Genomic DNA, 26,726 nt, shown 5'->3' on the forward strand with positions numbered 1-26,726 from the left:
GAGCGTCGAACCCGGCACGCCGGGTTCGATGAGCGTCGAACCCGGCACGCCGGGTTCGATGCCGGGAAGGGGGAGTGTTCGTCCACTGGGGAATCCGTTTGACATCTCGCGCGCAGTACCGCACCATCCTGAGCGGCCAACCGATTCCCGCCTTCCCGCCGAACGGGCCGCCCGCCGGCGCTCGAACACTCCGCCCGCCGTCACCTTGGACCCCCGCATGCCGCCAACTCGCCTCTTCCCCGGGTTGCTCCTCGCGCTGATCGCCGCGCCGCCCGTCTCCGCCGCCGACGGCCCTCTGGCCGTGACCCCCGACGACATCAACTCCGAGCGCTGCACGGCGCACGGCGACGGCCGCGACCTCGGCCCGGCCCCGAAGGCGGCGCTCGCCGCGCTCTTGGGCCTCGCGCCGCCGGCCGACGCCGGCGCCTGGGCGACCGGCCCCGTGGCCCGCGAGCGGAGGCACTTCCGCGTCGCGTTCCAGAAGCCGGTCGCGGTCGGGACCGTCTGCACCGCGTGCCCGCTCGTCGCGGTCCTGAAGCCCGACGCGGCGTTCCCCGGCGACCCGTTCGACGAGGCGCAGTGGCAACCGCTCGCGACTGGCTCGGTCCGCACGCTCCCCGCCGGCACCACGGTGCGGGCGCTACGCTTCACCTACGAGGTTCACAACTTCCCGTGGGACGCGGTCGCCCGATCGAGCGCGCTGGACCCAGTGATTCTGCTGAAGGGGCGGTTCTACAACCCCGAACCGATCGGCGGCCGAACAGGGCGGCGGCTCCCGCCCGCGGCGCGTGGCGCTGCGCCGATTGACGAGTGGATCGGGTACTGGCCCGACACCCTTCCGGTCGCGGGAATCGTGCTGACGCGGCCCCCAACCAAGCCGGTCACCGTTTCGGTCATCCCGGAACCGAGCGAGGTCCACCCGCGGCTCGCGAAGCCGGCCGACTGGAAGCCGGTCGCCACCGAGGGCGGGCCGTTCGTGCTCGCGCCGCCGGCCGCGACCCGCACGCGGGCGCTCCGAGTTCACTCCCCGGGCGAGACTGGCGTGATGCCGCTGGTCGCGCTCGGCGACAAGGAGCAACCACCGACCTCGTTCGTCCCCCCGTCGCCCTTCGCCGTGCCGTTCGAGATGCCGCTCGACGGGTTCGTCGCGGTCAACGTGACCGACGCGACCGGCAAGCACGTCCGGCGGCTCGTCGCCGAGGTCGAGCGCGGAAAGGGGCCGGTCCTCGAACCGTGGGACCTCCGCGACGACGACGGCCGCCCCGTTCGACCGGGGACGTACCACTTCCGCGGCATCGCCCGGCCGCCGCTCAAGCTCACCTACGAGATGACGGCGTACAACCCCGGCAAGCCGGCGTGGGCCGCCCCGGTGCCGGGCGGGGGCGGGTGGATGGCCGACCACGCGCCGCCGACCTCGGCGTGCTCCGTGGGCGACGCGTTGTTCTTCGGCGCGGCCGGTGCAGAGTTCGGCGTCGCGCTCATCGCGACCGACCGCGACGGCAAGAAGGTGTGGCAGGACCCGCCGGGGGCGCTGCGGCTCGTGTCCGACGGGCGGTACGCCTACGCGGTCAACAACGACGAGGTGACGCGGATCGACCCGAGCGCCAAGTTCGCCCGCACGCCGGTGCTGAAGTGGCCGTACAGCGACAAGGTTCCGGCCCCGTCGCAGAGCTGGATTCACTCGGAGCAGAGCGGCGCGGCCGCGAAGCCGGGGACGCTGTGCATGAGCGTCAACTCCACCCCGGCGGCGTGGGTGCGGTCGGCGATCACCCCCGGCGACTTCGACGCGAGGGCCACCATCCCGCACATTCTGCCGCACAAGGTCCACGTTACTGAGTTGAACCGGTACGAGCAGTTCTTCTCGGCGTTCCAGGCGATGACGAGTTCGACGGCCGCCGCGTTCGGCCCGGCCCCGACCAAGGGGCCGCTCGCGAACACGCTGGTGCTGGCGCTCACCCGCGAGGTGCCCGTCGGCGGCGTCGTGGTCCCCGACGGCGACGTCGAGGTGTGGGCGCTGCGGCAGGGCAAGGCGCTGCCGGCCGCGTTCAAGGAGGCCGCCGCGTCGCTCGACGGGCCGACCGCACCGGCCCCCAAGGGCGACCCGCTCGACCTGCTCGACGACCTCAAGAACCGCTTCGACCCGGCGCTGTGGGTCCGGCTCAAGGCCCCGCCCGGCCGCCCGGGGCTCGCGGTGCCGGCCGAAGCCGTCACCACGAAGGTGCTCGTGTTCACCGGCCCCAAGTTGAAGGCGCTCGACTACGCGCTGGTACTCGACCGCCCGTACCGCGACGCGGCCGCGGGGGCAAAGTTGGTCGTTCGCGAGGGCAGGGCGACGCCCGCCGGCGGGTGGGACGTGCGCCGCGGGGCGGACCGGCCGCTGTCACCGGCTGACCCGGCGACCGCCGCACTCGTGTGGGACAAGCCGGTCAAGCTCCGCGGATTCAACCTGCTCCGGCCGATGGAGTGGGCCGGGGTCGCGGTGGACGTGTGGACCGGCCCGGAAGACGCCGCGATCGCCGCGAGCGACCTAGCCGACGACGCGAAGTGGAAGCCGGTGTACCAGCACCGCCAGAACCGCTCGGACATCCGGTTCTCGTGGCACACGCCGAGGGCGCTACTCGGCGACTTCGGCGCGACCCTGAGCGTCCGGGCACTGCGCGTGCGGGTCGTCGAGGGGCCGTCGGGCGTCGGTGCCGGAAGGCCGGCGGTCGGCGGGTTCGAGCGGCTCGTCGCGCTGGAACCGGTCGGCAAGGAGGCCGAGGCGACCGGCGACCTCGCCCAGCGCATCACCGTCGTGGACCTGCCCGAAGGCGACCGAAAGGACGCAAAGGTCCGCGGCCACCTCGCGCTGCCGGCACCGTCGGCGCTCGCGTTCGACCGGGCCGGGGTGCTGTACGCGGCGTGCGCGAAGGGCGTCGTGCGGGTCCGCGACCTGACCACGTTCGACCGGCCCCCGGCGCTTGAGGTGGTGCTGCCCGCGGAACAAGCCGGGCGGCCGCGGGCGCTGGCGTTCGACGCCGACGGGTTGCTCTACGTGCTCGACGGCGCGGCGAAGCAGATCAAGGTGTTCGACCCGGCGACGGGGAAGGGCGTCCGCACCATCGGCAAGGCTGGCGGGATCGGCCCGTACGACCCCGCGACGTTTACCGAACCGGTCGCCATGGCCATCGACTCGGCCGGAAAGGTGTGGGTCGTCGAGCAGACGTTCCAGCCGAAGCGGATCAGCCGGTGGACCCGCGAGGGGCAGTACGAGAGCGAGTGGCTCGGGCCGACGCACTACGGCGGGGGCGGGATGATGGACCCGGGCGACCGCACCGTGGTCAACCACCTCGGCATGAAGTTCCGGCTCGACTGGGAGAAGCGAACGACGCGGCTCGAAGCCCGGCTCGCGCCCTACGGCGGGGGCTCGTACCTGCCGGACCGCACCACCTACGTCGGCGGCCGCCGCTACCTCGTCGGCGACCGTCCGGTCGTCACCCCGTTCGGGGACGCCGGGCCGACCGCGGTGATCTGCGCCGAGCGGGCCGGCGTGGCCGTGCCGCTCGTCGCCACGGGCGTGCTCGCGGACTGGAAGGAGTTCGCCCGCAGCCCGGAACTCCAGCAGGTCGCGAAGGGCCGCAACCCGTCCGCGACCGCGTTCGTGTGGTGCGACGCCGACGGCGACGGCAAGCCCGGTGCGAGCGAGGTCCAGATGCTCGCCGCGGCACTCACCCGGTCCCCGTACATCGGCGACGACCTGTCGCTGAACTTCGTCCGCGGCGGAACGGCCCCGGGCCTGCGGCTGCGCGCGACCGGCTTCGGGAACGACGGCGTGCCGGTCTACGACGCGAGCAAGCCCGAAGAGGTCGCCGCGCTCACGGGCGAGACGCTCGTGACGAACACCGGCGAGACGCTGGTGATGGGCCACACGTTCCTCGACCGCGCCGGCAAGCCGCAGTGGACCTACCCCGACCGCTACTCCGGGGTGCAGGCGTCGTACGCGACCCCGTGGGGCTTCACCGACCGCCCGCCGGGCGTGGTGGCCGGGAGCTTCGGGCCGGTCGGGCAGTTCGAGGTCGGCGGCGAGAAGCTCCTGTGCGTCGGCGGCAACAACGGCGACTACTACGCGTTCACGGCCGACGGGCTCCTGGCGGCCGCGATCGTCGGCGGCCCGCGGGGCTACGGCAAGCGGTACTTCTCGATCCCCGACTGCGAACCGGGGGTCACCGACCTCTCCGACCTGCGGAAGACCGTCGAGAACTTCCACGGGCACGTCACCAAGGCGAACGACGGGAAGGTGTACGCGATCGCGGGCAAGAACCACATCACCGTGATGCGCGTGGACGGCCTGGAGCGGATGCAACGGGTGAAGGGTGAGGTGACCGTCACCGCGGGGGACCTGGAGAGGGCCGGCGCGTGGGTCGCGGCCAAGGCCCGCGTCGACCGGTTCCTCGCGGCCGAGGGGCCGAAGGTGTACCCGGTCCGCCCGCTCTCCAAGCCGCCGGTGCTCGACGGCGACGTGCTGACCGACTGGAAGGGCGTGCCCGAGGTGACCGTCCGCACGACCCGCGACGTGACCGGCAAGCCGGCCGGGGAGTGGAGGGCGAAGCTCGCCTACGACGCCGACAACGTGTACGTCGCGGGGACCGTGACCGGCGACCGCCCGCTGCGGAACGCGGCGACCGACACGTCGGTCCTGTTCCAGAAGGGCGACGGGCTCGACCTGCACCTCGGGCTCGACCCGGCGGCCGACGCGACGCGTGCCGACGCCGTTCCGGGCGACGTACGGGTCGTATTCTCGGTCGTCGGCAACGAGCCGGTCGCGGTGCTGTACCGCTACCGCCTCGCGCCGCGGCCCGCGAAGCCGACCGTGTTCAAGTCGCCCGTCGGCGAGTTGGAGGTGGACGAGATCCGCGTGCTGGCGAACGTGAAGGTCCAGGTGCGGCAGGGGCCGAACGGGTGGGCGCTGGAAGCGGCGGTCCCGTGGGCGGCGCTCGGCGGCAAGCCGCCCGCAAAGGGCGGCGTCCTCCGCGGCGACCTGGGGTTCCTGACGGCCGACCCGAACGGCGTCGCCACCGTCGGCCGGTACTACTGGGCGAACCGCTCACTGGTCGTGCTCAGCGACCTGCCGTCCGAGGCGCGGGTCCACCCGAACCTGTGGGGCGAGTTCCGGTTCGAGGAGCCGTCCGTTGACGCGCTGCTGGAGCCGTGAGTTGCTGCCGGTCGGTGCCGAACGGGACGAGGCCCGTCACCCACTGCTCGTGTGAGCGCGGGTGACGGGCCCCGCCCTTTCGGTGACGTGCGTTCCGTTCCAACCAAGGGGAGCGAGCGAACCGGTCACGGCTTCTTCTGCAGGCCGTCGAGGATCCGGTGGGCCCGCACCACCTTCGTCACCCCCGACTGGTCATTCGTTTACGACAAGAACCCTCAACGTCGGTCGCGGGAGTGGGCCCGGACCTCGTATAATGTGTACAGCGGCTAACCGGCGACGTGCGGTCACCGGGCTGCGGTCGAGGCTCACATGCAGATCACACTGTACCGCCGCTCGTACCCCATTGCGGGCTCCCCGGTCGCCCACTCGTTCGCCCCCGATCAGGCGAGCCAGCGGCACACCTTCACCGCGGAGGGCAAGGTGTACGAGTCGAGTTGTCGGGAGGTTCAGGTCACCGTCCCGGACGGGGCGAAGCTCGACGTGTTGCGGAACGTCCTGTGCTGGACGGGCTCGTCGGGCGCGGTCCGGTCCACGGCGCAGGAGGTGTTCGACCTGGCGTCCGCAGGGGAGCGCGGGTTCCGCCTCGCCGACGCGTCCAGTGCCCGTGCGTAGCGGCACGTTCCACCACTTCTGATCCGGAACGGTGTGCCCGGGTTTGCGCTTCGAAAGTCGGGTGACTCCACCGGGTGCCGGTACGCTCCGGGGCAGGCGAACGGCCTGCCCCAGTCAACGACCAACGACAACACGGACACTCACCCGACCCCCTGAACACCCAACCGGTCCTACTTCCCCGACTTCGGGGCGTACCCCTTCCACACCCACTCGATGGCGTGCGGGAGGAACTGCTGCTGCGCGTTGCCGTCGCAGTGGCGGGCCCCCTGACAGAACAGGTACTGGTACTCGTACCCCTTCTCCTTCAGCACCTTGGCCATGCGGTGGTTGGCCTCCACCCAGTCGTGCATGTCGTCCCGCATCACGTTCGGGTTGAGCAGGTCCCGGTCGCCGACCTGGATGAACAGGCGGATCGGCTTCTTGGGTTCCTTGGGGATGAGCGTCTCGTGGAACCCCCACGCGCCGTCGGGGAACTTCGGGTCGAACGGCCACGCCTGGTTCACGAACGTGCCCGAGGTGGTCAGCACGCGGTGGTACAGGTCGGTGCGGAACCACGCCATGATGAGCGCCGCCGAGCCGCCGGAGCTGCACCCCATCGCCGCGCGGCCGTCGGGGTCCTTCGTGAGCTTCACCTTGCAGTGCTTCTCCACCCGCGGCAGCACCTCGTCCTCAATGTACATGGCGAAGTCGCCGTTCATGTTGTCGTACTCCTTGCCGCGCTCGTGCCCCTGGGCGTCGCCGCCGCCGTTCTGGATCGCGATCAGCACGATCGGCGGGATCCGCTTCTGGGCGATCAGGTTGTCCAGGATGGTCCTGTAACCCGCGGCCTGGCCGGGGCCGTCGTGGACCACCATGAACGGCGCCTCGGTGCCCTCCTTGTACTGCGCGGGAACGTACACCCCGATCTTGCGCTTGTAGTCGATGGTGTGCGTCTCGACGATCAGCGTCTTCGGGTTGTTCGGATCGACCTTCCCGAACACTTTGCGGGCGATGCCGGGGTTGAAGAGCTTGGTCTCCTTCGAGTCAATCTCGAACTGCTCGACCTTGCCCTCGGGTACGCCCTCGACCTTCTTCCGCTCCGGCGCGGGCACGTACTTCGGCCCGGTCACGAAGTTGTCGTACGCGTCGAGCGGGGGGTTCTCGCCCTCTTTGAGCACCTTGAAGGGCGGCGCGCCCTTATCGTCAGGGTTGCGCACCGGCTGCGCGACCGCCGTGCCGGAGCAGGCGAGCGCGGTGATCAGAACGGCCATCCGCAGTTTGAACATGAGCCCCTCGGTGTTCTTTCAGTTGGAGAGTGCCCGGGGAAGCCCGGACGAGCCGCGAGTGATTTTAGTGAGCGGGATGCGCTTCGATCGGCACACTTCCACCCGGACCACCTCCGACCTTCACCCCGCAAGTGGCTGTGTCACCGGGTTTGAACGAGGCGAGGTTCACCAAATCGCCGCACTCGGTCCGACCCCGGCGGGCAAAACCCGCTACCGTAATCGAAGTACCGTGCGCCCGTGCAATGTCCCGCACCAACTCGACGGCCGCGGAAATTAGGAGCCCGATGCACCCTCACCGCCGACCCGCCCAGTGCCCCGGGTGCCGCCTGTCCGGAGGACTGTGCGTGTGTGGGTTCGCTCCGCGGGTCGCGACTCGCACTCCCCTCATCCTGGTCGGCCACGTCCACGAGTTGGGCCGGACGAGCAACACCGTTCGCCTGCTCGCGCTCGCGGTTCCCGCGGCCTCGGTTGTCTGCCACGGAGTGTTCCCCGCCCCGGCCGACCCCGCGTCCCACGTGCCCCCGGGCACGACCCCGCTCGTGCTCTTCCCGGGCCACGGGGCCAGGCCGCTGACGCCGGAACTGGTCGCCGCGCTGCCGTCGCCGCCGGTCCTCGTCGTCCCGGACGGGAACTGGCGTCAGGCGAGCCGCATGGTGAAGCGGCTGCCGCTCCTCGCCGGCGGGGTGAAAGTCGCGCTCCCGCACCGGGCGTTCGCGGGGGCCGCGTTGCGCCGCAACCGCCCGGGGCACCACATGTCGACCTACGAGGCGGTGGCCCAGGCTCTCGCGGTTCTCGAAGGAGAAGCGGTCGCCGGGCCGCTCATGGACTTCTACCGCCGCGCCACCGACCGCATGCTGTTCGCCCGCGGCAAATTGAAGCTCGAAGACGTCTACGGCGGCCTCGACGGACCCCGCTCTGCCGACTTGCTTGATGTGTAGCGTTGCACTCCGCCCGCCGGCTCGGAACTGCCCGACTCAGGTGGCCCTGCCGGGGACGTCTTGATCTGCCGCTACCCGTTCGGAGGGGCGTAGAGACGCGGCGTGCCGTGCGGCTCCCCGATCGGGCTCGCGATTGCGTTACCGACCCAGCAGGCCAGAAGTTCGCCGCGCGAGTGGACGCCGAACTTTCGGTACAGAGTCGTGACGTACTCGTGAACGGTTCGCGGGCTCAGCCGCAGTCGTGCGGCCACCTCTTTCTCCGAGTACCCTGCGAGCAAGAGTGACAGGGTGTCCCCCTCGCGCGGCGACAGCCGCGGTGCGGTCTCGTTCGCCCGAGCGGGCGGCGGAGGGGCCGCGGGCTGGGCCTGCGCAAGGTGGCCGGCCATCCACCCGAGGCGACCGACCACGTGGTGCAGCAGGGCGTGGGACCGGTCCCCGAACCCCCGCCGGCGCCCCCAATCGTGCCACCCGCCCACCCCGAACACGAGGCCGCCGCCCAACCGCACCGCGGAGGTGAGCGTGTGGTCGAAGCCGATCGACCGGCGGAACCCGTCCACGTACGGGCTGCGGTACCACTCCCGCTCGGGCACCAGTTCCTCCCGCCGGTACGTGACCGGCGTTCCGGGCCGGAACCGCGACCGGGCCGCGGCGAGGAGCGGGTCGTGGCGCGCACCCGGGTTGCTCACGAACAGGCGGTGGAAGTCGGCCCGCTGGCCGGGGGTGAGTCCGGACTGCTCGAAGAACCGCATCGGCCCGGGGGGCGTCGTCCCGTCGGCCGGGACGACGCGGAGCCAGACGCCCGTGTGGGGGCACCCGAGGAGCCGCCGGAGGGCGTCGAGCAGGTGGCCGCTCCAGACCCGCGGGTCGTCCACGGGCAGCCGACCGAGTTCGTCGAACAGCCGATCGACGAACGCGACATCGGCCGCGCGGACCCGCTGCGACTTCCGCATGCGTACCTTTCGGGCGACACTAAGACGGTGCAGAGAGTGTAGCTCCTGAGCGAGACCGCGGGAAGTCCGCAACGGGGCGAACCCAACGTTTGTCCCGATTGCTGTCAATCCCGCCAAACAGCGGGATGGAAGATTGCTCGTGGAACCGGAACACTACTCCATATCTCTAAAACTCGAACACACACGCCGACCCGAACCGGTGCCCCCGCGAGCGACGCCTGCATGTCTTTTCCGCTGCCCGACACTGACGTGCCGTCCCTGACCACCGCGCAGATGGTTGAGGTCGATCGGTTGATGGTGGAGGAGTACGTGATCGACCTGCCGCGGATGATGGAGAGTGCCGGACGGTCGGCCGCCGCACTTGTGAGGGAGCGGTTTCTGGGCGGCGACCCCCGCGGGAAGTCGGTCGCGGTCCTGGCCGGTCCCGGCGGGAACGGGGGCGGGGTGCTCGTGGCCGCGCGGCGATTGGCGAACTGGGGGGCGGACGTGAGCGTAATTCTCGCGTCCCCGAACCTCACTCCCGTTCCCGCGCACCAGCTCGGCATCCTCCGACACATGGGTGTCGGGGTTCGCGCCGCGGACACGGTGGCAGACGTTCCCCCGCCGGTCGCGGTGCTCGACGGGCTGATCGGGTACAGCCTCCGGGGCGCGCCCCGCGGGTCGGCCGCCGACCTGATCCGGTGGGCCAACGGCCGCTCCGAGCGGGTGCTCGCACTGGACGTGCCCTCCGGGATGGACGCGGGCACCGGGGCCGTCTCCGACCCGACCGTGCGGGCGGCCGCGACCCTCACGCTCGCGCTACCCAAGCACGGGCTCCGGGAACCGGCCTCCGCCCAGTGGACCGGAGAACTGTACCTGGCCGACATCAGCGTCCCCCCGGGGCTGTACGCCCGCCTCGGGCTGGACGTGGGACCGATCTTCGCACGCAGCGAGGTCGTTCGGCTGACCTGACCACTGGCCCGCCGCGGGGCCGACCGTTCGCCCGACAGACACGAGAGGTGTGACCCATGAGTTCGCTCGTCCACAACATCCGCCGAACCGGCCCGTCGAAGCTCCTGCTGCTGCCCCGGCTGCTCGCCGGGGGGCCGCTCGTCGCGTTCAGCGCGATGCACTTCATGAACCAGCAGCACTTCCACGACATCCTGACCGCGGCCGGTGCCCCGATGGTCGACCTCACGGTGGTCGCCGCGTCGGCCGCCGAGATGGCCGCCGGGGTGCTGATCCTGACCGGCTTCTTCGCCCGGATCGGCGGGCTGCTCGGGGTCGCCACGATGCTCCCCGCGATCCTCACCACGGTCAAGTTCATGGGGGTGCCCGAGCACCCGTTCGTCCCCCCGCTGCCGCTGCCGGTCGCGGTGCTGCTGGCATCGGCCGTGGTCGCGTGGCTGGGGGCCGGGGCGTTCAGTGCGGACCGGGCTGCGACCGCCCCGGCGATGGCCGGGTGAGTGTGGCGGCGCGCGGATCGGAAACACCCCGCCGGCTCCGGCCGGCGGCAGGGGGCGACACATGGGCCAGCCGGTGCACGAGGTGGTGATTGTGGGCGGCGGGTTCGGCGGGCTGTACGCGGCCCGCGGGCTCCGCCGGGCGGACGTCCGGGTGACGCTGATCGACCGCCGGAACTTCCACCTGTTCCAGCCGCTGCTGTACCAGGTGGCGACCGGGGCGCTGGCCCCGGCCAACATCGCCACCCCGCTCCGGGCGATCCTCAAGAACCAGGCGAACGCCCGCGTCCTGCTCGGCGAGGTCGAGGGGTTCGACCTCGCCGCCAAGGAGGTCGTGCTGACCGACGGGCGGGTGCGGTTCGACACGCTGATCGTCGCGGCCGGTGCCCGGCACGCGTACTTCGGCCGCCCGGAGTGGGAGGACCTCGCCCCGGGGCTGAAGTCGGTCGAGGACGCGACCGAGATCCGCCGGCGGGTGCTGTACGCCTTCGAGATGGCCGAGCGGACCGCCGAGACCCCGATGCTCTGCGACTGCTGGCTCACGTTCGTGGTCGTCGGCGGCGGGCCGACCGGGGTGGAGATGGTCGGGGCGATCAGCGAACTCGCCCGGGACACTCTGCGGAAGAACTTCCGCACCATCGACCCGGCCCGCGCCCGGGTGCTGCTCGTCCAGAGCGCCGACCGGGTGCTACCCGCGTTCCACGAAAAGTCGTCCCGCCGGGCGAAGGCCGCACTGGAGCGGATGGGCGTCGAGGTCCGGCTGAACACGCGGGTGACGGACGTGCGGAAGCACGCGGTCACGCTGAAGGGGGCCGCGGGTCCGGAGGACGTGCTGGCCTCGACGGTCGTGTGGGCCGCCGGCGTACAGGCGTCCCCGCTCGGCGAGCGGTTGGCGGCCGCAGCTGGGACCGAGGTAGACCGGGCCGGGCGGGTGCCGGTCGGCCCGGACCTAACGCTCGCGGGCCGGCCGGACGTGTTCGTCGTCGGGGACCTGGCCGTGGCCGCCCACCCGGCCGGCGGGCAGGTTCCGGGTGTGGCCCCGGCGGCGATGCAGATGGGGGCCTACGCCGCCCGCGTGGTCAAGGACCGGCTCGCCGGCCGCGAGACCGCCCCGTTCAAGTACTGGGACAAGGGGAACATGGCGACGATCGGACGGGCGAAGGCGGTCGCCGAGGCCAAGGGGTTCCGCCTGTCCGGGTTCCCGGCCTGGCTCGCGTGGCTCTTCGTCCACGTCATGTTCCTGGTCCAGTTCTCGAACCGCGTGGTGGTGGTGTGGCAGTGGTTCTGGAACTTCGTCACCTGGAACCGGACGGCCCGGCTGATCACCGGTGAGCCCTCCAAGGCCACGCCCATGAACAGCCTGGCGGCCGGCATCCACGAGGTGATTCCGGAGGGCGGGATGCCGGCCCCACCCGGGGCCGGTCCGGGGGGAATGCGCCCGCCCGGAGGCAGCCCGACCGCCCACTGACCGGCGCGCACCGGCCCGATGAACGCTATTCCGGTCCCCCGGTGTCGCCGTACCCTGTGGTCGCCCCTTCCCGCACTGGGGCGGCCGAACCCTTGCGGGCCTTGGTTGGCAGGAGGGCGGCCGGCGGTTGCTTCACGTCCCAGGCCAGCCCCGTGAGCCGCAGCGCCCGGATGACCGCGTAGCTCACGTCCAGCTCGTACCACGCGAACCCGTGCCGCGCGGAACTCGGGGCGCGGTGGTGGTTGTTGTGCCACCCGTCACCCATCCCCAGGTAGCCCAGGACGAAGTTGTTCCGGCTCCCCTCGCCGGTGTCGAACCGCTGCGGGCCGTACAGGTGGCCGATCGAGTTGACCGCGAACGTGACCTGGAACACCAGCACCACGCTCAGGCAGTACCCGTACACCAGCCCGCCCCACCCGCCCGCGGCGAAGCACGCGGCCGCGAGGAGCAGGCCCGGCACCATCCACAGGCGGTCCAGCCACACGATCTCGCGGTACTTCGTGAGGTCGTGAACCACGGTTTCGTCCGGGTTCATCAGGTCGCGGGTGAACAGCCACCCGACGTGGCCGTACAGGAACCCGTCCCGGACCGGCGAGTGCGGGTCGCCCGGCTGGTCCGAGTGTCGGTGGTGGAGGCGGTGGTGGACAGTCCACCACAGCGGCCCCTTCTGGAGCGCCGCGCAGCCGGCCACGGCGAGGCCGAACTGGAACCACCGCGGGGTCTTGAACGACCGGTGCGAGAAGTACCGGTGGAACCCGACGGTGATCCCCAGGCCGATGACCCGGGTGAGGACCAGGATCCAGAGGACGTACCACCAGGACCACTCGATGAGCGGGACCGTGAACAGAGCGAGGTGAACGGCAAGGAGCGGGCAAAGCGCGAGAAAGACCCTGGTGCCGCGGTAGGCGGCGTGGGCTGATGGCATTTGCGGTGTCCGGAGTGGTGGGGGTCGCGGGCGACCGGGCGCGAGCGTGGGGTTCCGCGAGGGCGGCATGCGAACCACACCCCGGTTAGTCTACACCCTGTGTCGGATCGGCGGCCCCGATTCCGCGCAGAATTCCGGATTGGCGCTCGCCCGGCGGCCGGCACCGGGTATCATCGCCCTTAGGCGGCTCGGCCGCCCGTCAGGAGTGGATGTACCTCCCGATCGCACTCGCGATTTGACCGCTCCCCGGCCCCGAGTTTGCACCTCACGGCCCCGGACCGTCGAACCGCCCCCGACGGAGGCCCGGCACCCGCCTGGCCCGTCCACTCCCGACGGCTCGGGGCCACTTCGGCCCCGCGCCACGCACTCGGGCCAATCGGCCCAGCAAGGTGAAACTGTGGGTAAGAAACTGTACGTCGGCAACCTGTCGTACGACGTGACCGACGACCAACTCCGGGACATGTTTGCCCCGTACGGGGCGGTCCAGACGGCCCAGGTCGTCAGCGACCGTGACACCGGCCGGTCGAAGGGATTCGGGTTCGTTGAAATGGGGTCCGACCAGGAGGCCCAGGCCGCGATCGCCGGGATGCACGGGCAGATGTCCGGCGGCCGGAGCCTGACCGTGAACGAGGCCAAGCCGCGCGAGAGCCGTCCGGGTGGCGGCGGTGGCGGCGGCGGCGGCGGTGGCGGCCGCGGGTACGGCGGTGGTGGCGGCGGCGGTGGCGGCGGCGGCGGTCGCCGGTACTGACCCACGCCCGGCTACGATTCGCCGGAATGTTTGCCGCACCGACCGGGGGAGCGGGTACCATGCACCGCGGCGGGCACCCGCCCGCCGCACCCCCGAGGCCGACATGCACTTCCTCGTCGTCGATGACCGGTTCGGCACCCCCATCTACGTGTTTCTCGAGCGCGACCCCCACGGGCAGACCGGCTACCCCGGGATGTACGTGCGGGAGGTCTCGCTCGAGGCCGGCCTCAACTTGGTCACGGGCCGGCGGTCGGAACTCGGTCGGGACCCGGCGAGCCTCGGAAAGTTCCGCGAGTTCACCTCGTCCGGTGCGGTGGCCCGCGCCGGGTTCATCCTCATCGAACCGCACTACGTCGGGCCGAACTGGGAAGGGTACTGCAGCCAGTTCAAGCCCGAGGGCGTGAAGCCGCCGAAGAAGTCCGGCCGGCCCCAGCTCCCGCCGCGGCCCGCACGCGCCCGGGCGACCGAGGCCGCCAGCTGATTGCTAGTCGCGCCGACTTCTCGTTCTGGACCTCGGCCCTACTTTGCGTTCCGAAGCGAAGTAGGAGTCCCCGCCGGGGCGGCGACCACCCCTCTCTTGCCGCCGTCGCGGCTTCCGCACCACCCGCACGATCGGACCGGCACGTACCCGTAACGCACGCTCCCGAGAGGCGCGGGCTGTAGCGCGGGTCCGAACCGGCGGCGGGGCGCATTTCTTCAGAATGCTGCACGAAAGCCGACGCACCGGCCCACTATTGGGGTAGAGGCCCGCCGACCCCAGGACCGCGCACATGATCCGGCTCACGCTGCGAACGCTGCTCGCGTACATCGACGACACGCTCGAACCCGACGAGGCCCGCGTCCTCGGCCGCAAGGTCGCCGCGAGCGAGGAGGCCCAGAAGATCATCGAGCGGATCAAGCAGGCGACCCGCCGCCGCGGCCTCGGGTCGCCCGCCGCGACCGGTCACGACGACATCGGCTCGAACCCGAACGTCGTGGCCGAGTACCTGAGCGACAACCTCGACCCCGAGCAGGTCGGCGAGCTCGAGGAGGCGTGCCTCGAGTCCGACCTCCACCTCGCCGAGGTCGCCGCCTGTCACCAGATTCTGACGGTGGTACTGACCGACCCCGTCCGCGTGCCGCCGACCGCCAACCAGCGGATGTACAAGCTCGTCGGCGCGCCGGCGTCGGACCCCCGCCGCAAGCCGGGCAAGACCACCCCGGTCGGCGGCGTCATCCCGACGGCGGCGGAGCGGCCCGACGCCGACGACCCGGACGCGGCGCTGCTCCTCGGCATGAAGCGGTTCGCCGAGTCCGACTCGTGGGCCGGCCGCGTCGGGCTGGTGACCGCCGTCGGTGTCGTCGCGGCGACCCTGGCGGTCGCGGTCTTCCTCGCGCTGCCGCGGACCCAGCCCACCCCGCCCGACACCTCGTCGGCCTCGGCCGCGGTCGTGGCCCCGCCCCCGACGACGGTCGTCGCCAAGGCCGATCCGAAGCCGGCCGATCCGAAGAGGGCCGAGGCCCCCGAGCCGAAGAAACTCGACACGCCCGATCCGAAGAAGGCCGAGGCCCCCGAGCCGAAGAAGGTGGAGCCGCCCGAACCCAAGAAGGCCGACGTGCCGGACCCGAAGGGGGTTGCGGTGAAGCCCGAGGACCTCGTCCCGCTCGGGGGGAACGAGGAAGTCGGGCGGGTCGAGTCGGCCAACGTGATCGTCATCGCCCGGCCCGCCGACCCGTCCGGCCGGTGGACGCGGCTGGACCCGGCCGGGAAGCCCGCGGTCCGCGCCAACGAGCAGGTCGTCGCGCTCCCCGGGTACAAGGCCGACGTGAAGCTCGCCACCGGGGTCGGAGTTCACCTGTGGGGGAACCTCCCGGAACAGGTGCTCGCGCGGCCCGCGCTGATGGAGTCGCGGGTCCGGTTCCACCCGCCGGCGGGCGGCCTCGACGGCGATCTCACGGTCGACGCCGGCCGCGTCTACGTGACCGCGGGCAAGCCGGGCGGCGCGAAGGTCCGGGTCCGCGTGGGAACCGAGGTGTGGGACCTCCACCTGCGCGACGAGAAGGCCGAGGTGCTCGTGCAGGCCGCGACCGCGTTCGTTCCCGGCACGCCCCTGGGCGGCGAGAAGCCGCGGACCGATGCGCGGCTCGTCACCGTCCGCGGGAGCACCGACTTCGCCGCCCCGACGCGGTTCAAGAAGTTCGACGCGCTGCCCGTGTGGTCCGAGGTCGCCTGGGACAGCAGGACCGGCCAGCTCTCCGACCCGCACCCGGCCCCGAAGGACGAGTTGCAGCCGAGCAAGATCCCCACGATCGAGGCCGAGTTCGGCCGGTCCGTGCAGAAGACGCTGAGCGACGCGCAGAGGGGGCTCTCGGCCCCCGACGGGGTCCGCGTGCTGCTCAAGGAGCGGCTCGTCACGGACCCGTCCGACAAGTTCCGGCCCGGGATGTCGCCGGGGGAAATCATCGCGATCCTGTACCCGACCCAGTGGGCCGCGTACGCCCAGGCCGCGATCATGGACGGCACCGACTCCGGCGAGTTGCTCAAGGACCTCCTGGACCTGCTCAGCTTCGAGTCCCGGAGCTACGTCCGCCAGGCGGCCATCGTCGCGCTGAGCAACTGGGTCGCCCGGTCCCCCGAGAACACCGACGTGCTGGTGAAGGGGAGCTTGAACAAGGGGTGGGAACGGGAGACGGCCGACCTCTTCGCTCAACTAATGCGGGGGTACTCGTCGGCCGACATGCGGGACCGCACCGCCGCGGTCGCCGGCCTCGACAAGCTGGTCGAGATGCTGGACGACCCCCGGCTCGCGGTCCGCGAGGCGGCCCTGGGGAACCTGCTCGCGTTCTACGCCGGCCCGGACACCGCCGCGAACCGCGTCCTGACGAGCACCGACGTGGCCACCCGCGAGACCCGGGCCGGGGCCGATCCGGCGAAGGTGAAGGCCTGGGACGCCTTCCTCAAGGCCTGGAAGGACCACGCCGAGACGATCAAGAAGCGCATCCTCGAAAAGAAGTGACGCGGCTCGCCGAAAGGAGAGAACGGTAGGCGGGCAAGAAGACCGGCCCCACCAAGCAAGCGAGCGGCCGCCCCGAATGGGGCGGCCGCTCGGCGTTTCACGGTGCGCCACCTCACCGCTGCGGCGGGGCCACGTCGCGGATCACGGCCCCGCGGTCCTCGCTCAGCACGAGGATCGCGAACCGGTCGATCGCCAGCCGCTCCGGGGTGTTGACCGACGAGTAGTCGAACCGGCCGCGGAGGTCGGTGTACCCGTCCTTGTGGAACTTCACCGACCCGTCGTGCAGCCGGGCGTACACCTTCACGTACACCTTGCCGACCGCCTTGCCGCCGGACGTCTCGGTCACCTGCAACTGCCCGTAGTTCTCGGACGTGTTCACCGTCATCGTGCTCGCGAAGTGCGACACCGTGCGGGTCTTCCCGGCGGCGGTCACCTCGACGAGCACGTTGCGGCCCTGGAACTCGGCCGGGAGCGGGTGCGTGTGCTTGGTCCGCCCGCCGGGGAGCTTCACCGAATCGGTCGCGTTCGGCTTGATGGTCGAGAACTGCCCCGCGGCCCGCTGTACGAACGGGCTGGAGCTGAACAGCAGCTCGACGTCCATCAGGTAGTAGTTGATGCGCACCGCGTCGACGTTCTGGTACGTCAGGTTCACGCCCTCGGCGGTCACCGTCAGTTCCACGTTCGGCTCGGTCGCGGCCAGCCCGCCCTGGTTCTGGTTCCGGTCGTCCTTGTCGATCACCTTGCCGGCCCGGCCCTCGATCTCGTCCACCTGGGCGACGACCGCGGCGAAGGCGTTCCGCCACCGGTCCACCGGGTGGAACTGGTACGCGGTGGCGATCGCGCGGGCCTGCTTCGGCTCGGCCTTGAACATCTCCAGGTACGCGGCGCAGTAGTCGTACTGCACCCGCGTCGGCACCTTGTCGGCACTGACGCGGCCGAACGTCTCGATCGCCTCCTCGACCCGGTCCTGGAGGAGCAGGTAGTACACGGTGGCGAGGAGCGAGGCGTCGTCGAGGTCGTTGCTGTACGTCAGCGTCTTGAGGAAGCCGTGGTACTGGGCGAGGAACGCGTCGTTGACGATCTGCCGCCGGTTGCCCAGCGCGTGCGCCCGGGCGTTGACCAGCGGCTTGTACTCCAGGTGCTCGTACAGGCCGCGCTCGACCGGGTCGAGCGTGAACAGCGGCGTGTCGATCGGGCCGCCGACCTCGCGGGCCAGTTGGTCCGAGTGCATCAGGAACTGCCGGGCCGTCGGCACGTCGGCGTGGTGGACGCCGTAGCTGTACAGCGTCGGGTGGTACAGGTGCCGCTCGGCCAGGAGGCGCACGGTCGCCTCGTAGAACGGCCGGTCCTTCATGCGGAACGCGATCTTGTCCAGGTTCAGGGCGCGGACGTTCTCGCGGTTCAGGAACGCGAGCACCTCCTCGCTCGTGCCGTGCTGTGACACGTGGTCCCACGAGGTCGTGTCGACCTTCGTGGCCCTCGCGACCACGTTGAACGTCGTCGGCTGGGCGGCCGCGACGAACTGCTCGTTCTTCGCGACGTGGACCGGGAAGTGCGGGAACGTACCGGCCCGCGGGAAGTAGAAGAAGTAGTCGAGCGTCTGCGTGCGGTACGGCTCCAGGTCCAGCGGCACGCTCCGGGTGAACTGGCCGGTGAGGACCGGGATCGCGCCGACCGGCAGTTGGAGCAGCACGCTCAGCTTCTGCCGCGACGAGGTCGGGTTGGTGACCACCACCTGGCACCCGTACACCGTGTGGACGACGAACTCGCCGGTCACGAACTTGTCGTACGTCTCGCCGCCCTCCTCGCGGTACCGGTCCCCGTGGCGGTAGAAGTTCTCGCTCACCAGGATCGGGATCTGCCCGCCGGGGCCGTCGGCCGGGCGGACCTCCTCGTGGAACGCGATTAGGTGGTTCGCCGGGGTCAGCGTCATGCGGCCGCCCGCGAACTGCACGTCGTGCTTGCCGGCCTCGAACGGCAGGTCGAGGACCGCCAGCGCGAACATCATCTCGGTGAAGTTGCGGCTCGCGTCGCCCAGATGCCGCGACAGGAACGGCGACTTCCCGTCGTGCCTCGCGTAGTCGTGCCAGAACTCGGCGACCGGCACGAGGTCCGCGACCTGCTGCTGGATGCGGATCTTGTAGTAGTTGTTCTCGGCCCACTCCTGGGTCGGGTCGAGCTTGCGGTACAGTCGGCGCACCGTCTGCCGCTTGTCGAGGTTCCCGTCGAAGAACTGCTCGACGCCCGCCTCCTTGTCCCGCTTACCGTCGCTCATCTCCTTCACGGCCTTGGTCTCGGCCTCGCGCTGCTTTGCGGCCTCGGGCTTCGTGGCGGCGGGTCCGCCCTTGCCGCCGGCCATCCCCGGGAGTGCCAGCGCCACGCTGTCGGCAGTCGGGGCCGCTTCCCCCGGCGCACCCCCCCCCCGGATCGACCCGTCGCGGTCGCGGTGCAGGTTCTCGGAGAGCTTCTTGCTGTCCTCCTGCCGGGCGACCTCGGCCTTGAGCTTCTCGGTCACCGCGTCGTCGCTGCTGAGCCCGCCCGAGTCCACCCCGACGTTGAACACGAACAGTTCCTTGTCGACGTTCCGCGGGATGAGCCGGAGCAGGTCGGTGAGGTGCCGGGCGGTCCTGTCCGGCTCGCCGGGGGTGCGGGCCGCGAGCAGCACGCGCTCGACCGTGTTCAGCCGGCCGTACTCCCACGGCTTCAGGTAGCGGCTCACGTCGTCGCCCAGCAGGTAGTGGTCGAGGAACGTCTTGTCCTTCTTGTTCTTCAGGTACGGCTTCACGACCTCGGTGAAGAACCGCGGGTCCTTCTTCGAGAGGAAGAAGCTCAACTCGTGGCAGGCGAACTGCGAGTACAGCGCCCGCTTCTCTTCTGCTTTCAGCTTCGGCCACCCGAGGACGAACCCGAACTCGGTGAGCGTCGGGTTCTTCGAGAGGGTCGCGTAGTAGGCGTACACCTTCGCGAGGCTGTCGTAGGCCTGGAACCGGCTGCCCGCGACGTCGGCGATCGCGAACGCCTCCTTCGGCGCCACGAGGCTCACCTGCTTCTGCTGCGTGTAGTGCCGGGCCGGGTCGAGCCCGTTGCGGAGCCGCAGGTCCACGAAGTGCGCCGGGGTCTCGGCGAGCGTCGCGGTGCGGAGCGTGGTGCCGAGCGGGTCCACGGCGATGACGTGAACCAGCGCGTGCGGGCCGACCTCCTTGCGGGTCAGCGTGATGGTGCCGTCCTTGTCCGGGACGAGGTTGACCGCCACGGCCGCGGCGTCGGCGAGGAAGTCGAGGTTCGCGAAGTCGCCGGACGTCGGCGCGGCCCACCCCGGGGACTGGGGCGGGGTCGCCGGGGGAATGGACCGGCCCGGGTCGAACTTGCCGCCGGCCCCGAACGCGTCGCCGCCCTGCGCGACCTGCTCGCCGGTCTCGGTGGTGCGGACCGCCCACGGGTTCAGCAGCAGCGCCGGCCGCTCCAGCATGTTCCCGGGGTACTTCTTCTGCCCGCGGCGGTCGAGCACGTAGCGGTACTCGTCGCCGATGTTGCGGCCGGTCAGGTACACGGACTCGGCGTGCCCGGGGACGGTGCCGCCGAGTTCCGCGTCGCGGACCCGGCTGAGGTCGGCGAACGCGCTGAACGCCGGCTGGTAGCGGGTCGCGAACACGTGGACCCGGGTGAACTTCGACTCGTCGCGGAGCCGGATCGTGACGTTGTCCTTGTCGGCGACCACCGACTCGACCGCGACCGGCTTGAGGCCGGGAAGTTGCATGTGCCGGGTCGCGCCGAGGACGAACCCGGCCTCGACGGTGCCGGCCACCATGCGGACCCGGACGCGCTCGCCGGTCCGCTTCTGGTACAGGTCGTAGTCGCCAGCCGGCAGGTCGCGGAGTTCGACGCGGCCGTTGGCCACAGCGATTGCTGCGAACCTGTCGGAACGGATGTCGCTGCCGCGGACCTCGAACAGCGCGTACTCCTCGCGGGACGGCACGCCGGCCACGCCGAGGTACGGCAGGGTGACGGTCTCCCCGGCCTTCGCGTGGACCACCTGGCGGAACGTGTGCGCGTCGGTCGAGAGGGTCCAGGTGTGGGCGGTCCCCTCCGGGCCGCGGGCGGTCACGGTGGCGATGTCGGCGAGTTGCCCGAGGGCGACGCGGCCGAGCGGGTCGGTCTTCAGCGACACGTCGATCGGCCGCTTGAAGTCGCGGTGCTTGAGCGAGACGTGGACCATGCGGTCCGCCCGCGACTCGCCGCTGCGGCCGAGCAGTTCGATCGCGTACCCGCTCGCGAACCGGGCGAGGTGCAGGTCCTCGATCTTGTCGGTCCGCTCGATCTCGTTCAGGTCGAACGCCTTCGCGGCGATCAGGTCCGTGTGCTTCCCGGTGCCGACGTTCTTGACGCGGGCGGTGAGGGTCACGGTGAGCGACTTGAGCCGGGCCGGGACGCGGATCTCGTGGACCGCCTCGCGGTCCTCGAACAGTTGGAACGCGGGCACCTCGGCCGAGGTCGGGATGTCGCTGTGGTCGACCGACACGACGCGGAGCTTCACGTCTTCGAGCAGCTTGAGCGACACCGGGGTGTCGTTCATGAACAGCCCGGCCCGGACCAGGACCGGGGCGATACGCTGGGTGAGCAGGCTCTCGCGGGCGACGTGGATGCCGGCCGCGAGGCGGTAGCCCTCGGGCCTGTGGTCGATGAACTCCAGGCACGCGAAGTCGCCGCGGCTCAGGACCACCGGGCGGCGGCCCGGCTCGGCGGTGAACGGAACCGTGATCACCCCGTCCTTATCGGCCCGGTACTCGGCGCTGCTGAGCCACAGGCTCGCGTCGAGCACCGGGCGGTTCCGCTCGTCCACGACGCGGACCGATTGGCCGGCCGGGCCGGTGGCGATGAGCGGCCGCAGCCGGCCCTTGCGGACCAGCGCCCGGCTGCTCTTGCCGGCCCCGATGAAGTCGATCACGTACACGCCCGGCTTGTTCAGTTCGGGGAACTCGTACTTCCGCGGGACGCGGCGGAACGGGGCGTCGTCGTACTTGACGGACCGCTCGGTGTTGGCGACGAGGCCGTCGAGGTTGATGTCGGTGTCGATCTCGACCGGTCGGGCCTTGTACACGGTCCCGGTGTTCACCTCGAACACCTTCACGAGCATGTTCGGCACGTTCTTGACGTGCAACTGCAGGGCGACCGGCTCGTCGGCCGCGTAGTCGGTCGTGTTGGTGAACGCGAAGTCGATGTCGATCCGGTCCTTGAGCGCGCGGAACGCCTCGGGGGAGAGCTTCGACGCCCACGCCTCCGGGTCGCCGCGGCCGAGCTCGATCTGCGTCTCGGCGAACAGTCGGGTCAGGTAGTCGTCGTAGATGTACGGCTCGAACTCCTTCGTCGAGGCCTTGTCGTCGCTGAAGAACTGCTTCAGGTAGCTGCGGACGAGCGGCTCGTCGCTGCGGACCGGTGGCATCAGGGTGACCGCGGTGTAGTCGGCGTTGAGTTGCGCCGGGTTCTGGTTCAGGTGCCGGTCGTTGTTGATCGCCGAGCACATGTACCCCTGCTTCCGCGGGAGCGCGAGATACGCAACGAACCGGGCCTTGTCGTACACGTCGCCGGCCCGGTCGAACGCGAGCCGGTGGAACCCGACGTGGGCCTTGAGCGGGTTGTGAACGTCGCTCAGGCCGGCGGTGAACTGGCCGAGCCGCTCCAGGTACGCGAGCGTGACCTTGCGGTCCCGCTTCCAGTCCTCGTCTGCGCCGGGCTGGAGCTTGGTGAGGTAGGTGGTGACGAAGGCGTGCTGGTTCCGCACCCCCGGGCTGAGCTTGAGCAGCTCGTCGAGCTGGGCGAGGGTCATGTGCTTGTGGACCCCGAGGTAGCCGAACTCGCCGGCGTAGGTCGAGTCGAGGTCGGCGGCGACCATCCTGGGCAGGTCCGCGACGTCGGGCCGGGTGAGCCGTTGGAGCAGGTTGCGCCGCCGCTCCCACCCGAGGTCGTCCTTGGCCGCGAGCCAGTCGAGGGCCGGGTCCTCGAAGTTGTCGAGGTTCCCCCAGGTGAGCGAGGTCCGCCGCAGCGCCTCGCGGCTGATGAGGTTCTGGTCGAGCGCGACGGGCAGGTTGACGGCGTCGTTGACCGTTTCCTTCTGGTGGTTGAAACTCAGCCCGAGGTGATTGCGGAGGTACGCGAGGGTCTGCTCGGGGTTCTTGTCGAACGTCAGGAGGACGCGGCGGGTCTGGATTTCCGTCAGGCGTGCGGTCTGGTTGTGCCGCGTGTGCCACGGGCCGACGAGGGCATCGATCTTCTCGAACTGGCCGGTGTTCAGGTAGTGCAGGGCGTGGTAGTAGTAATAATCTTCGGTGCCCGGGATGAGCTGCTTGAGGGCCGTCGTGCGGTCCTTCGCGAGCGCGAAGTCCTCGTTGAAGTTGATGTCCCCGGCCCGGGTGGGCGTCGGGGTCGCGGCGAGGACGAGCCCGAGGGCGGCCAGTGACGCCCCCGGCAACCAGGCGAAGAGCCGACGCATGCTAAACCCTCAGAAGGAGTTAAACCCCGTGCGGGAGCCGACGTGTTCGGGGTACACTGCAAAGAAGACGTCACCCGGCAGTAACACGACGTATCGCGAGTGTAACGAGATTGCCGGCCGGGTGGGGCGATCAGGGACCAGTGCCTGAAAGATTGGCGGGGCCGATGGGTATGGCCTTGCACGAGTTACGGGACGGCGTGTGGGGTGCCGAGGGGCTCGAACCACGGGGTGCGGGATGACAGCCGTAGAGCAAGAAAAGACCGGGCTGGGCAACTACTTCATCGCGAACTACCCGCAGTTCTCGTTCTGGAAGAACTCGTTCGCGGCCGACGCCGAGCGCACCTTCAACTCCCCGCCGAAGCCCGGCACGCCGCTCGGGCTGTACCTGCACATCCCGTTCTGCCGCAAGCGGTGCAAGTTCTGCTACTTCCGCGTCTACACCGACAAGAACGCGAAGGACATCGAGGTCTACCTCGACGCGCTGACGAAGGAGGTCGAGCTCCTGAGCAAGACGGCGTGCGTCGGCGGCCGGCCGCTCGACTACGTCTACTTCGGCGGCGGCACCCCGTCGTACCTGAGCGCGTCGCAACTCGACGGCCTGATGACGAAGCTGCGCGGCATCATGCCGTGGGACCAGGCCCGCGAGGTGACGTTCGAGTGCGAGCCCGGCACGCTCCAGAAGCACAAGCTGGAGATGCTCCGCAAGCACGGCGTCACGCGGCTGAGCCTCGGCGTCGAGAACTTCAAGCCGGAGATCCTCCAGTTCAACGGCCGCGCTCACCTTGAAGACGAGATCTATCGGGCGTTCGGCTGGGCGCGCGACCTCGGGTTCCCGCAGATCAACCTCGACCTCATCGCCGGCATGGTCGGCGAGGACTGGGACAACTGGCGGACGTGCATCGCCAAGACCATCGCGATGGCCCCCGACTGCGTCACGATCTACCAGATGGAGCTGCCCTACAACACGGTGTTCTCCAAGGAACTGAAGGTGATCGGCAACGACGAGCCGGCGCTCGCGGTGGCCGACTGGCCGACCAAGCGGGCGTGGACCAAGTACGCCTTCGAGGAACTGGAGAAGGCCGGGTACGCGGTGTCGAGCGCGACGACCGTGGTGAAGGACAAGGCGAAGACGAAGTTCGTGTACCGCGAGGCGCTGTGGCGGGGGGCCGACATGTTCGGCACCGGCGTCGCGTCGTTCGGGCACGTCAACGGCGTCCACGTCCAGAACGTGGACACCTGGGAGCAGTACATCGAGAAGCTGACCGCGAACGAGTTGCCGCTCGGGCGGGCGTTCCCGACCACCGAGCGCGACCGGCTCGTCCGCGAGGTCGTGCTGCTGCTGAAGACCGGGCACCTCGACGTCGGCTACTTCCGCGACAAGTACGGCGTGGACGTTCGCGAGGCGTTCCGCGACGCCCTCGCGAAGCTGGAGCAGGAGGGCTGGCTGTCGGTCCAGGGCGAGAGCATCGACTGCTCCCGCGACGGGCTCATCCAGATCGACCGCCACCTGCCCGCGTTCTTCGACCCGCAGTACATTAGCTCGCGGTACACATAACGGGGATTCACCGCAGAGAACGCAGAGACCGCAGAGGAGACCCAGAAATGAGGGAGAAACTCAATTCGATCTCAGCGGCGGTCATCGATGCGGCGATCGCGGTGCATCGCGAACTCGGCCCCGGGCTCTTGGAGAACGCGTACGAGGCGTGTCTCGAATACGAATTACTCGACCGCGGATTCCGTGTGGAGCGGCAAAAAGCCCTCCCGGTCGTGTACCGGGGCATTCAGGTCGATTGCGGGTTCCGACTCGACCTCGTGGTGAATGATCTGGTCATTGTTGAGTTGAAGTCCGTTGAGCGGTTAGACCCGATCCACGAAGCCCAGGTTCTCACCTACCTGAAGCTGACCGGCCTTCACCTCGGGTTGTTGATGAACTTTAACGTCACTCGTGTGGTGGACGGTTTCAAACGACTCGTTCGGAATTTTCCCGCCTGACTTCGTTTTCCTCTGCGGTCTCTGCGTTCTCTGCGGTGAATGTTGAATGCCCGAGCCCCGCACATTCCTGATGGGCAAGCACCCGGCCCCGCTGCCGGGCGACTTGCGCTACTGCAAGAACCACATGTGGTGCCGCCCCGGCACCGACGGCCCGCACCTGTTCGGCTTCACGAGCTACGCCGTGCGGCTCATGCAGGACGTGTACTTCCTCGAGTGGCGCATCGAGCCCGGCCTCGTGACCGCGAAGCAGGAGATCGGGTACATCGAGACGCAGAAGGCCACGTCCGGCCTGTACGCCCCGCTCGAGGGCCGGATCGTCCGGTTCAACGCCGCGCTGCTCGAAGACCCGGGCACGATCAACGTGGACGGGTACGGAAAGGGCCACCTGTTCGAGTTCCGCGGCGACCTCGCCGACACGCTCGACGTGGACGCGTACTTCACGCACCTGGAGGCCGGCTGGGACGCCACTCAGCGGATTCTCAAGGGCCAGGTGAATAAGATGTCCGACGACGAATGACCGTTCCCGGAGCGCGTATGGCCCGATCCCGCCTCACCGTCGTCCTGTCGCAAGCGCCCGGCAAGCACCCCGGGAAGCGGTCTCTCGAAGAGAGCATCGTTGCCGCGCTCATCATGGAGCCCGACCTCGAAGTGTCGGTGGTCCCGAACCTGTACGACCTCGGCCCGGACCACACCGGCCGGCTGTTCCTCGGGTCGGTGAAGGGCGACATGGTCGTGCTGTCATGGCTGTACCCGCGGGCCGCGTTCTGGCTCCTCGACCGCGACGGCGTGAAGGGCCAGTTCGGCGAAACGAAGCTCAAGCCGCCGTCCGACGACGACGACGGCGAGGCCGAGACCGACACGCCGGTGGACCGCCCGCCGGCCATCGGGGCGACCGGCGACATCCCCGACCGGCACATCTACACGCTCGACCTGCGGGACGCGAACAAGCACGAGGCGTTCGTCGCCGAGGTGCGGCGGATCGCGGCGGAGTGCGGAGAGCGCCGGGAGGCGAAGGCCCGCGAGAGGGCCGCCACGAACACGCCGGTGCTGCAACTCGGGCTGGCGCTCGCGAAGCCGGAGGTGGAGCCGCAGCACGCGGCGTTCGCGCCCGAGGCGCTGCTCGCGGCGGCCGGCCGGCGGTGGTACCCGGTCATCGACTACAGCCGCTGCACGAACTGCCTCGAGTGCCTCGACTTCTGCCTGTTCGGGGTGTACGGCGTCGATTCGCTGGAGCGGATCATCACCGAGAACCAGGACCAGTGCAAGAAGGGGTGCCCGGCGTGCTCCCGCGTGTGCCCGCAGCAGGCGATCATCTTCCCCGAGTACAAGTTGCCGGCCATCGCCGGGGCCGAGACCGGGGCCCTGGGCGGACTGAAGATCGACCTGAGCCGGCTGTTCGGCGGCGACGTGGGCGACGCGCTCTCGGCCGCGGTGCAGGAGCGCGACCGCGAGTTGGTGAACGACGGCCGCTCCGCGGTCGGCGCGACCATCGGCATTCCGAAGCGGCAGGACAGCAAGCCGCAGGGGCCGAAGGACGACCTCGACAAGCTCGTGGACGACCTCGACAGCTTGGGGCTGTGACAGAGCAGAAGAGATTGGCCGCAAAAAAGCACAAAAGTCACACAATTGAACGAGATGCAACCTCGGGTTTCATCATGAATTCTCTTTTGTGCACCTTTTGTGCTTTTTTGCGGCCGAGCTTCTGCTCTTAT

General features: G+C 70.1%; 17 protein-coding genes. 13 read left to right on the forward strand and 4 right to left on the reverse strand.

Features of this window, described 5'->3' with window-relative positions:
* Window positions 1–217 precede the first annotated feature (217 nt).
* A complete protein-coding gene (locus tag ACTIGN_RS30495) occupies window positions 218–5,191 on the forward strand; it encodes a hypothetical protein (protein WP_439631054.1) in 4,974 nt (1,657 codons plus the stop codon).
* 309 nt (window positions 5,192–5,500) lie between these two features.
* Window positions 5,501–5,803 (forward strand): hypothetical protein, encoded by a 303-nt coding sequence (locus tag ACTIGN_RS30500; RefSeq protein WP_439631056.1) that lies wholly within the window; start codon window positions 5,501–5,503, stop codon window positions 5,801–5,803.
* Window positions 5,804–5,973: 170 nt separating this feature from the next.
* Here the strand turns inward: ACTIGN_RS30500 and ACTIGN_RS30505 are convergent, their stop codons facing one another.
* Complete coding sequence (locus tag ACTIGN_RS30505) at window positions 5,974–7,068, reverse strand: alpha/beta hydrolase (RefSeq protein ID WP_439631058.1); 1,095 nt, start codon at window positions 7,066–7,068, stop codon at window positions 5,974–5,976.
* A 284-nt stretch (window positions 7,069–7,352) separates the two neighbouring features.
* Between ACTIGN_RS30505 and ACTIGN_RS30510 the strand changes: the two genes are divergently transcribed.
* A complete protein-coding gene (locus ACTIGN_RS30510; RefSeq protein ID WP_439631060.1) occupies window positions 7,353–8,006 on the forward strand; it encodes a tRNA-uridine aminocarboxypropyltransferase in 654 nt (217 codons plus the stop codon).
* Between the two features lie 71 nt (window positions 8,007–8,077).
* Here the strand turns inward: ACTIGN_RS30510 and ACTIGN_RS30515 are convergent, their stop codons facing one another.
* Window positions 8,078–8,956 carry a helix-turn-helix transcriptional regulator gene (locus ACTIGN_RS30515; RefSeq protein WP_439631062.1) on the reverse strand — a complete coding sequence of 293 codons (879 nt, stop codon included), beginning with the start codon at window positions 8,954–8,956 and terminating at the stop codon, window positions 8,078–8,080.
* 222 nt (window positions 8,957–9,178) lie between these two features.
* On the opposite strand from ACTIGN_RS30515, the gene ACTIGN_RS30520 reads away from it, so the two are divergent.
* The 3 genes from ACTIGN_RS30520 (at window position 9,179) to ACTIGN_RS30530 (ending at window position 11,866) form a co-directional block, all read left to right on the forward strand.
* Window positions 9,179–9,907 (forward strand): NAD(P)H-hydrate epimerase, encoded by a 729-nt coding sequence (locus ACTIGN_RS30520; RefSeq protein WP_439631064.1) that lies wholly within the window; start codon window positions 9,179–9,181, stop codon window positions 9,905–9,907.
* A gap of 56 nt (window positions 9,908–9,963) precedes the next feature.
* Window positions 9,964–10,401: a DoxX family membrane protein gene (locus ACTIGN_RS30525; RefSeq protein WP_439631066.1), complete on the forward strand. Its 438-nt coding sequence runs from the start codon at window positions 9,964–9,966 to the stop codon at window positions 10,399–10,401.
* Between the two features lie 61 nt (window positions 10,402–10,462).
* Window positions 10,463–11,866: an NAD(P)/FAD-dependent oxidoreductase gene (locus tag ACTIGN_RS30530; protein ID WP_439631068.1), complete on the forward strand. Its 1,404-nt coding sequence runs from the start codon at window positions 10,463–10,465 to the stop codon at window positions 11,864–11,866.
* 25 nt (window positions 11,867–11,891) lie between these two features.
* Here ACTIGN_RS30530 and ACTIGN_RS30535 read toward each other — a convergent pair whose 3' ends face one another.
* Window positions 11,892–12,791: an acyl-CoA desaturase gene (locus tag ACTIGN_RS30535; RefSeq protein ID WP_439631070.1), complete on the reverse strand. Its 900-nt coding sequence runs from the start codon at window positions 12,789–12,791 to the stop codon at window positions 11,892–11,894.
* A gap of 397 nt (window positions 12,792–13,188) precedes the next feature.
* Between ACTIGN_RS30535 and ACTIGN_RS30540 the strand changes: the two genes are divergently transcribed.
* From ACTIGN_RS30540 to ACTIGN_RS30550, 3 genes are all read left to right on the forward strand, one after another.
* Window positions 13,189–13,539 (forward strand): RNA recognition motif domain-containing protein, encoded by a 351-nt coding sequence (locus tag ACTIGN_RS30540; protein ID WP_439631072.1) that lies wholly within the window; start codon window positions 13,189–13,191, stop codon window positions 13,537–13,539.
* A 103-nt stretch (window positions 13,540–13,642) separates the two neighbouring features.
* Window positions 13,643–14,020: a hypothetical protein gene (locus ACTIGN_RS30545; protein WP_439631074.1), complete on the forward strand. Its 378-nt coding sequence runs from the start codon at window positions 13,643–13,645 to the stop codon at window positions 14,018–14,020.
* Window positions 14,021–14,309: 289 nt separating this feature from the next.
* On the forward strand, window positions 14,310–16,535 hold the full coding sequence (locus ACTIGN_RS30550) for a hypothetical protein (protein WP_439631076.1): 2,226 nt from the start codon (window positions 14,310–14,312) through the stop codon (window positions 16,533–16,535).
* 112 nt (window positions 16,536–16,647) lie between these two features.
* On the opposite strand, the gene ACTIGN_RS30555 is transcribed toward ACTIGN_RS30550, so the two are convergent.
* A complete protein-coding gene (locus ACTIGN_RS30555) occupies window positions 16,648–23,022 on the reverse strand; it encodes a hypothetical protein (RefSeq protein WP_439631078.1) in 6,375 nt (2,124 codons plus the stop codon).
* Window positions 23,023–23,257: 235 nt separating this feature from the next.
* On the opposite strand from ACTIGN_RS30555, the gene ACTIGN_RS30560 reads away from it, so the two are divergent.
* The 4 genes from ACTIGN_RS30560 to ACTIGN_RS30575 are packed head-to-tail and all read left to right on the forward strand — an operon-like array spanning window position 23,258 to window position 26,595.
* Window positions 23,258–24,577 (forward strand): coproporphyrinogen-III oxidase family protein, encoded by a 1,320-nt coding sequence (locus ACTIGN_RS30560; protein WP_439631080.1) that lies wholly within the window; start codon window positions 23,258–23,260, stop codon window positions 24,575–24,577.
* Window positions 24,578–24,624: 47 nt separating this feature from the next.
* Window positions 24,625–25,014 carry a GxxExxY protein gene (locus ACTIGN_RS30565; RefSeq protein WP_439631082.1) on the forward strand — a complete coding sequence of 130 codons (390 nt, stop codon included), beginning with the start codon at window positions 24,625–24,627 and terminating at the stop codon, window positions 25,012–25,014.
* 46 nt (window positions 25,015–25,060) lie between these two features.
* Window positions 25,061–25,531, forward strand: a complete 471-nt coding sequence (locus ACTIGN_RS30570; RefSeq protein WP_439631084.1) for a glycine cleavage system protein H — start codon at window positions 25,061–25,063, stop codon at window positions 25,529–25,531.
* Window positions 25,532–25,548: 17 nt separating this feature from the next.
* Window positions 25,549–26,595, forward strand: coding sequence for a ferredoxin family protein (locus ACTIGN_RS30575; RefSeq protein ID WP_439631086.1), 1,047 nt, complete (start codon window positions 25,549–25,551; stop codon window positions 26,593–26,595).
* Window positions 26,596–26,726 lie beyond the last annotated feature (131 nt).

The sequence above is a fragment of the Gemmata sp. genome, from assembly GCF_051859125.1.
Taxonomy (GTDB): Bacteria; Planctomycetota; Planctomycetia; order Gemmatales; family Gemmataceae; genus Gemmata.

Excerpts from the sequence above, each read along its gene's own strand:
- ACTIGN_RS30575 (WP_439631086.1), top strand. The coding sequence starts at position 25,549 with ATGGCCCGATCCCGCCTCACCGTCGTCCTGTCGCAAGCGCCCGGCAAG.
- ACTIGN_RS30555 (WP_439631078.1), bottom strand. The coding sequence starts at position 23,022 with ATGCGTCGGCTCTTCGCCTGGTTGCCGGGGGCGTCACTGGCCGCCCTC.
- ACTIGN_RS30495 (WP_439631054.1), top strand. The coding sequence starts at position 218 with ATGCCGCCAACTCGCCTCTTCCCCGGGTTGCTCCTCGCGCTGATCGCC.
- ACTIGN_RS30570 (WP_439631084.1), top strand. The coding sequence starts at position 25,061 with ATGCCCGAGCCCCGCACATTCCTGATGGGCAAGCACCCGGCCCCGCTG.
- ACTIGN_RS30510 (WP_439631060.1), top strand. The coding sequence starts at position 7,353 with ATGCACCCTCACCGCCGACCCGCCCAGTGCCCCGGGTGCCGCCTGTCC.
- ACTIGN_RS30500 (WP_439631056.1), top strand. The coding sequence starts at position 5,501 with ATGCAGATCACACTGTACCGCCGCTCGTACCCCATTGCGGGCTCCCCG.
- ACTIGN_RS30550 (WP_439631076.1), top strand. The coding sequence starts at position 14,310 with ATGATCCGGCTCACGCTGCGAACGCTGCTCGCGTACATCGACGACACG.
- ACTIGN_RS30535 (WP_439631070.1), bottom strand. The coding sequence starts at position 12,791 with ATGCCATCAGCCCACGCCGCCTACCGCGGCACCAGGGTCTTTCTCGCG.
- ACTIGN_RS30525 (WP_439631066.1), top strand. The coding sequence starts at position 9,964 with ATGAGTTCGCTCGTCCACAACATCCGCCGAACCGGCCCGTCGAAGCTC.
- ACTIGN_RS30560 (WP_439631080.1), top strand. The coding sequence starts at position 23,258 with ATGACAGCCGTAGAGCAAGAAAAGACCGGGCTGGGCAACTACTTCATC.
- ACTIGN_RS30515 (WP_439631062.1), bottom strand. The coding sequence starts at position 8,956 with ATGCGGAAGTCGCAGCGGGTCCGCGCGGCCGATGTCGCGTTCGTCGAT.
- ACTIGN_RS30545 (WP_439631074.1), top strand. The coding sequence starts at position 13,643 with ATGCACTTCCTCGTCGTCGATGACCGGTTCGGCACCCCCATCTACGTG.
- ACTIGN_RS30565 (WP_439631082.1), top strand. The coding sequence starts at position 24,625 with ATGAGGGAGAAACTCAATTCGATCTCAGCGGCGGTCATCGATGCGGCG.
- ACTIGN_RS30520 (WP_439631064.1), top strand. The coding sequence starts at position 9,179 with ATGTCTTTTCCGCTGCCCGACACTGACGTGCCGTCCCTGACCACCGCG.
- ACTIGN_RS30530 (WP_439631068.1), top strand. The coding sequence starts at position 10,463 with ATGGGCCAGCCGGTGCACGAGGTGGTGATTGTGGGCGGCGGGTTCGGC.
- ACTIGN_RS30505 (WP_439631058.1), bottom strand. The coding sequence starts at position 7,068 with ATGTTCAAACTGCGGATGGCCGTTCTGATCACCGCGCTCGCCTGCTCC.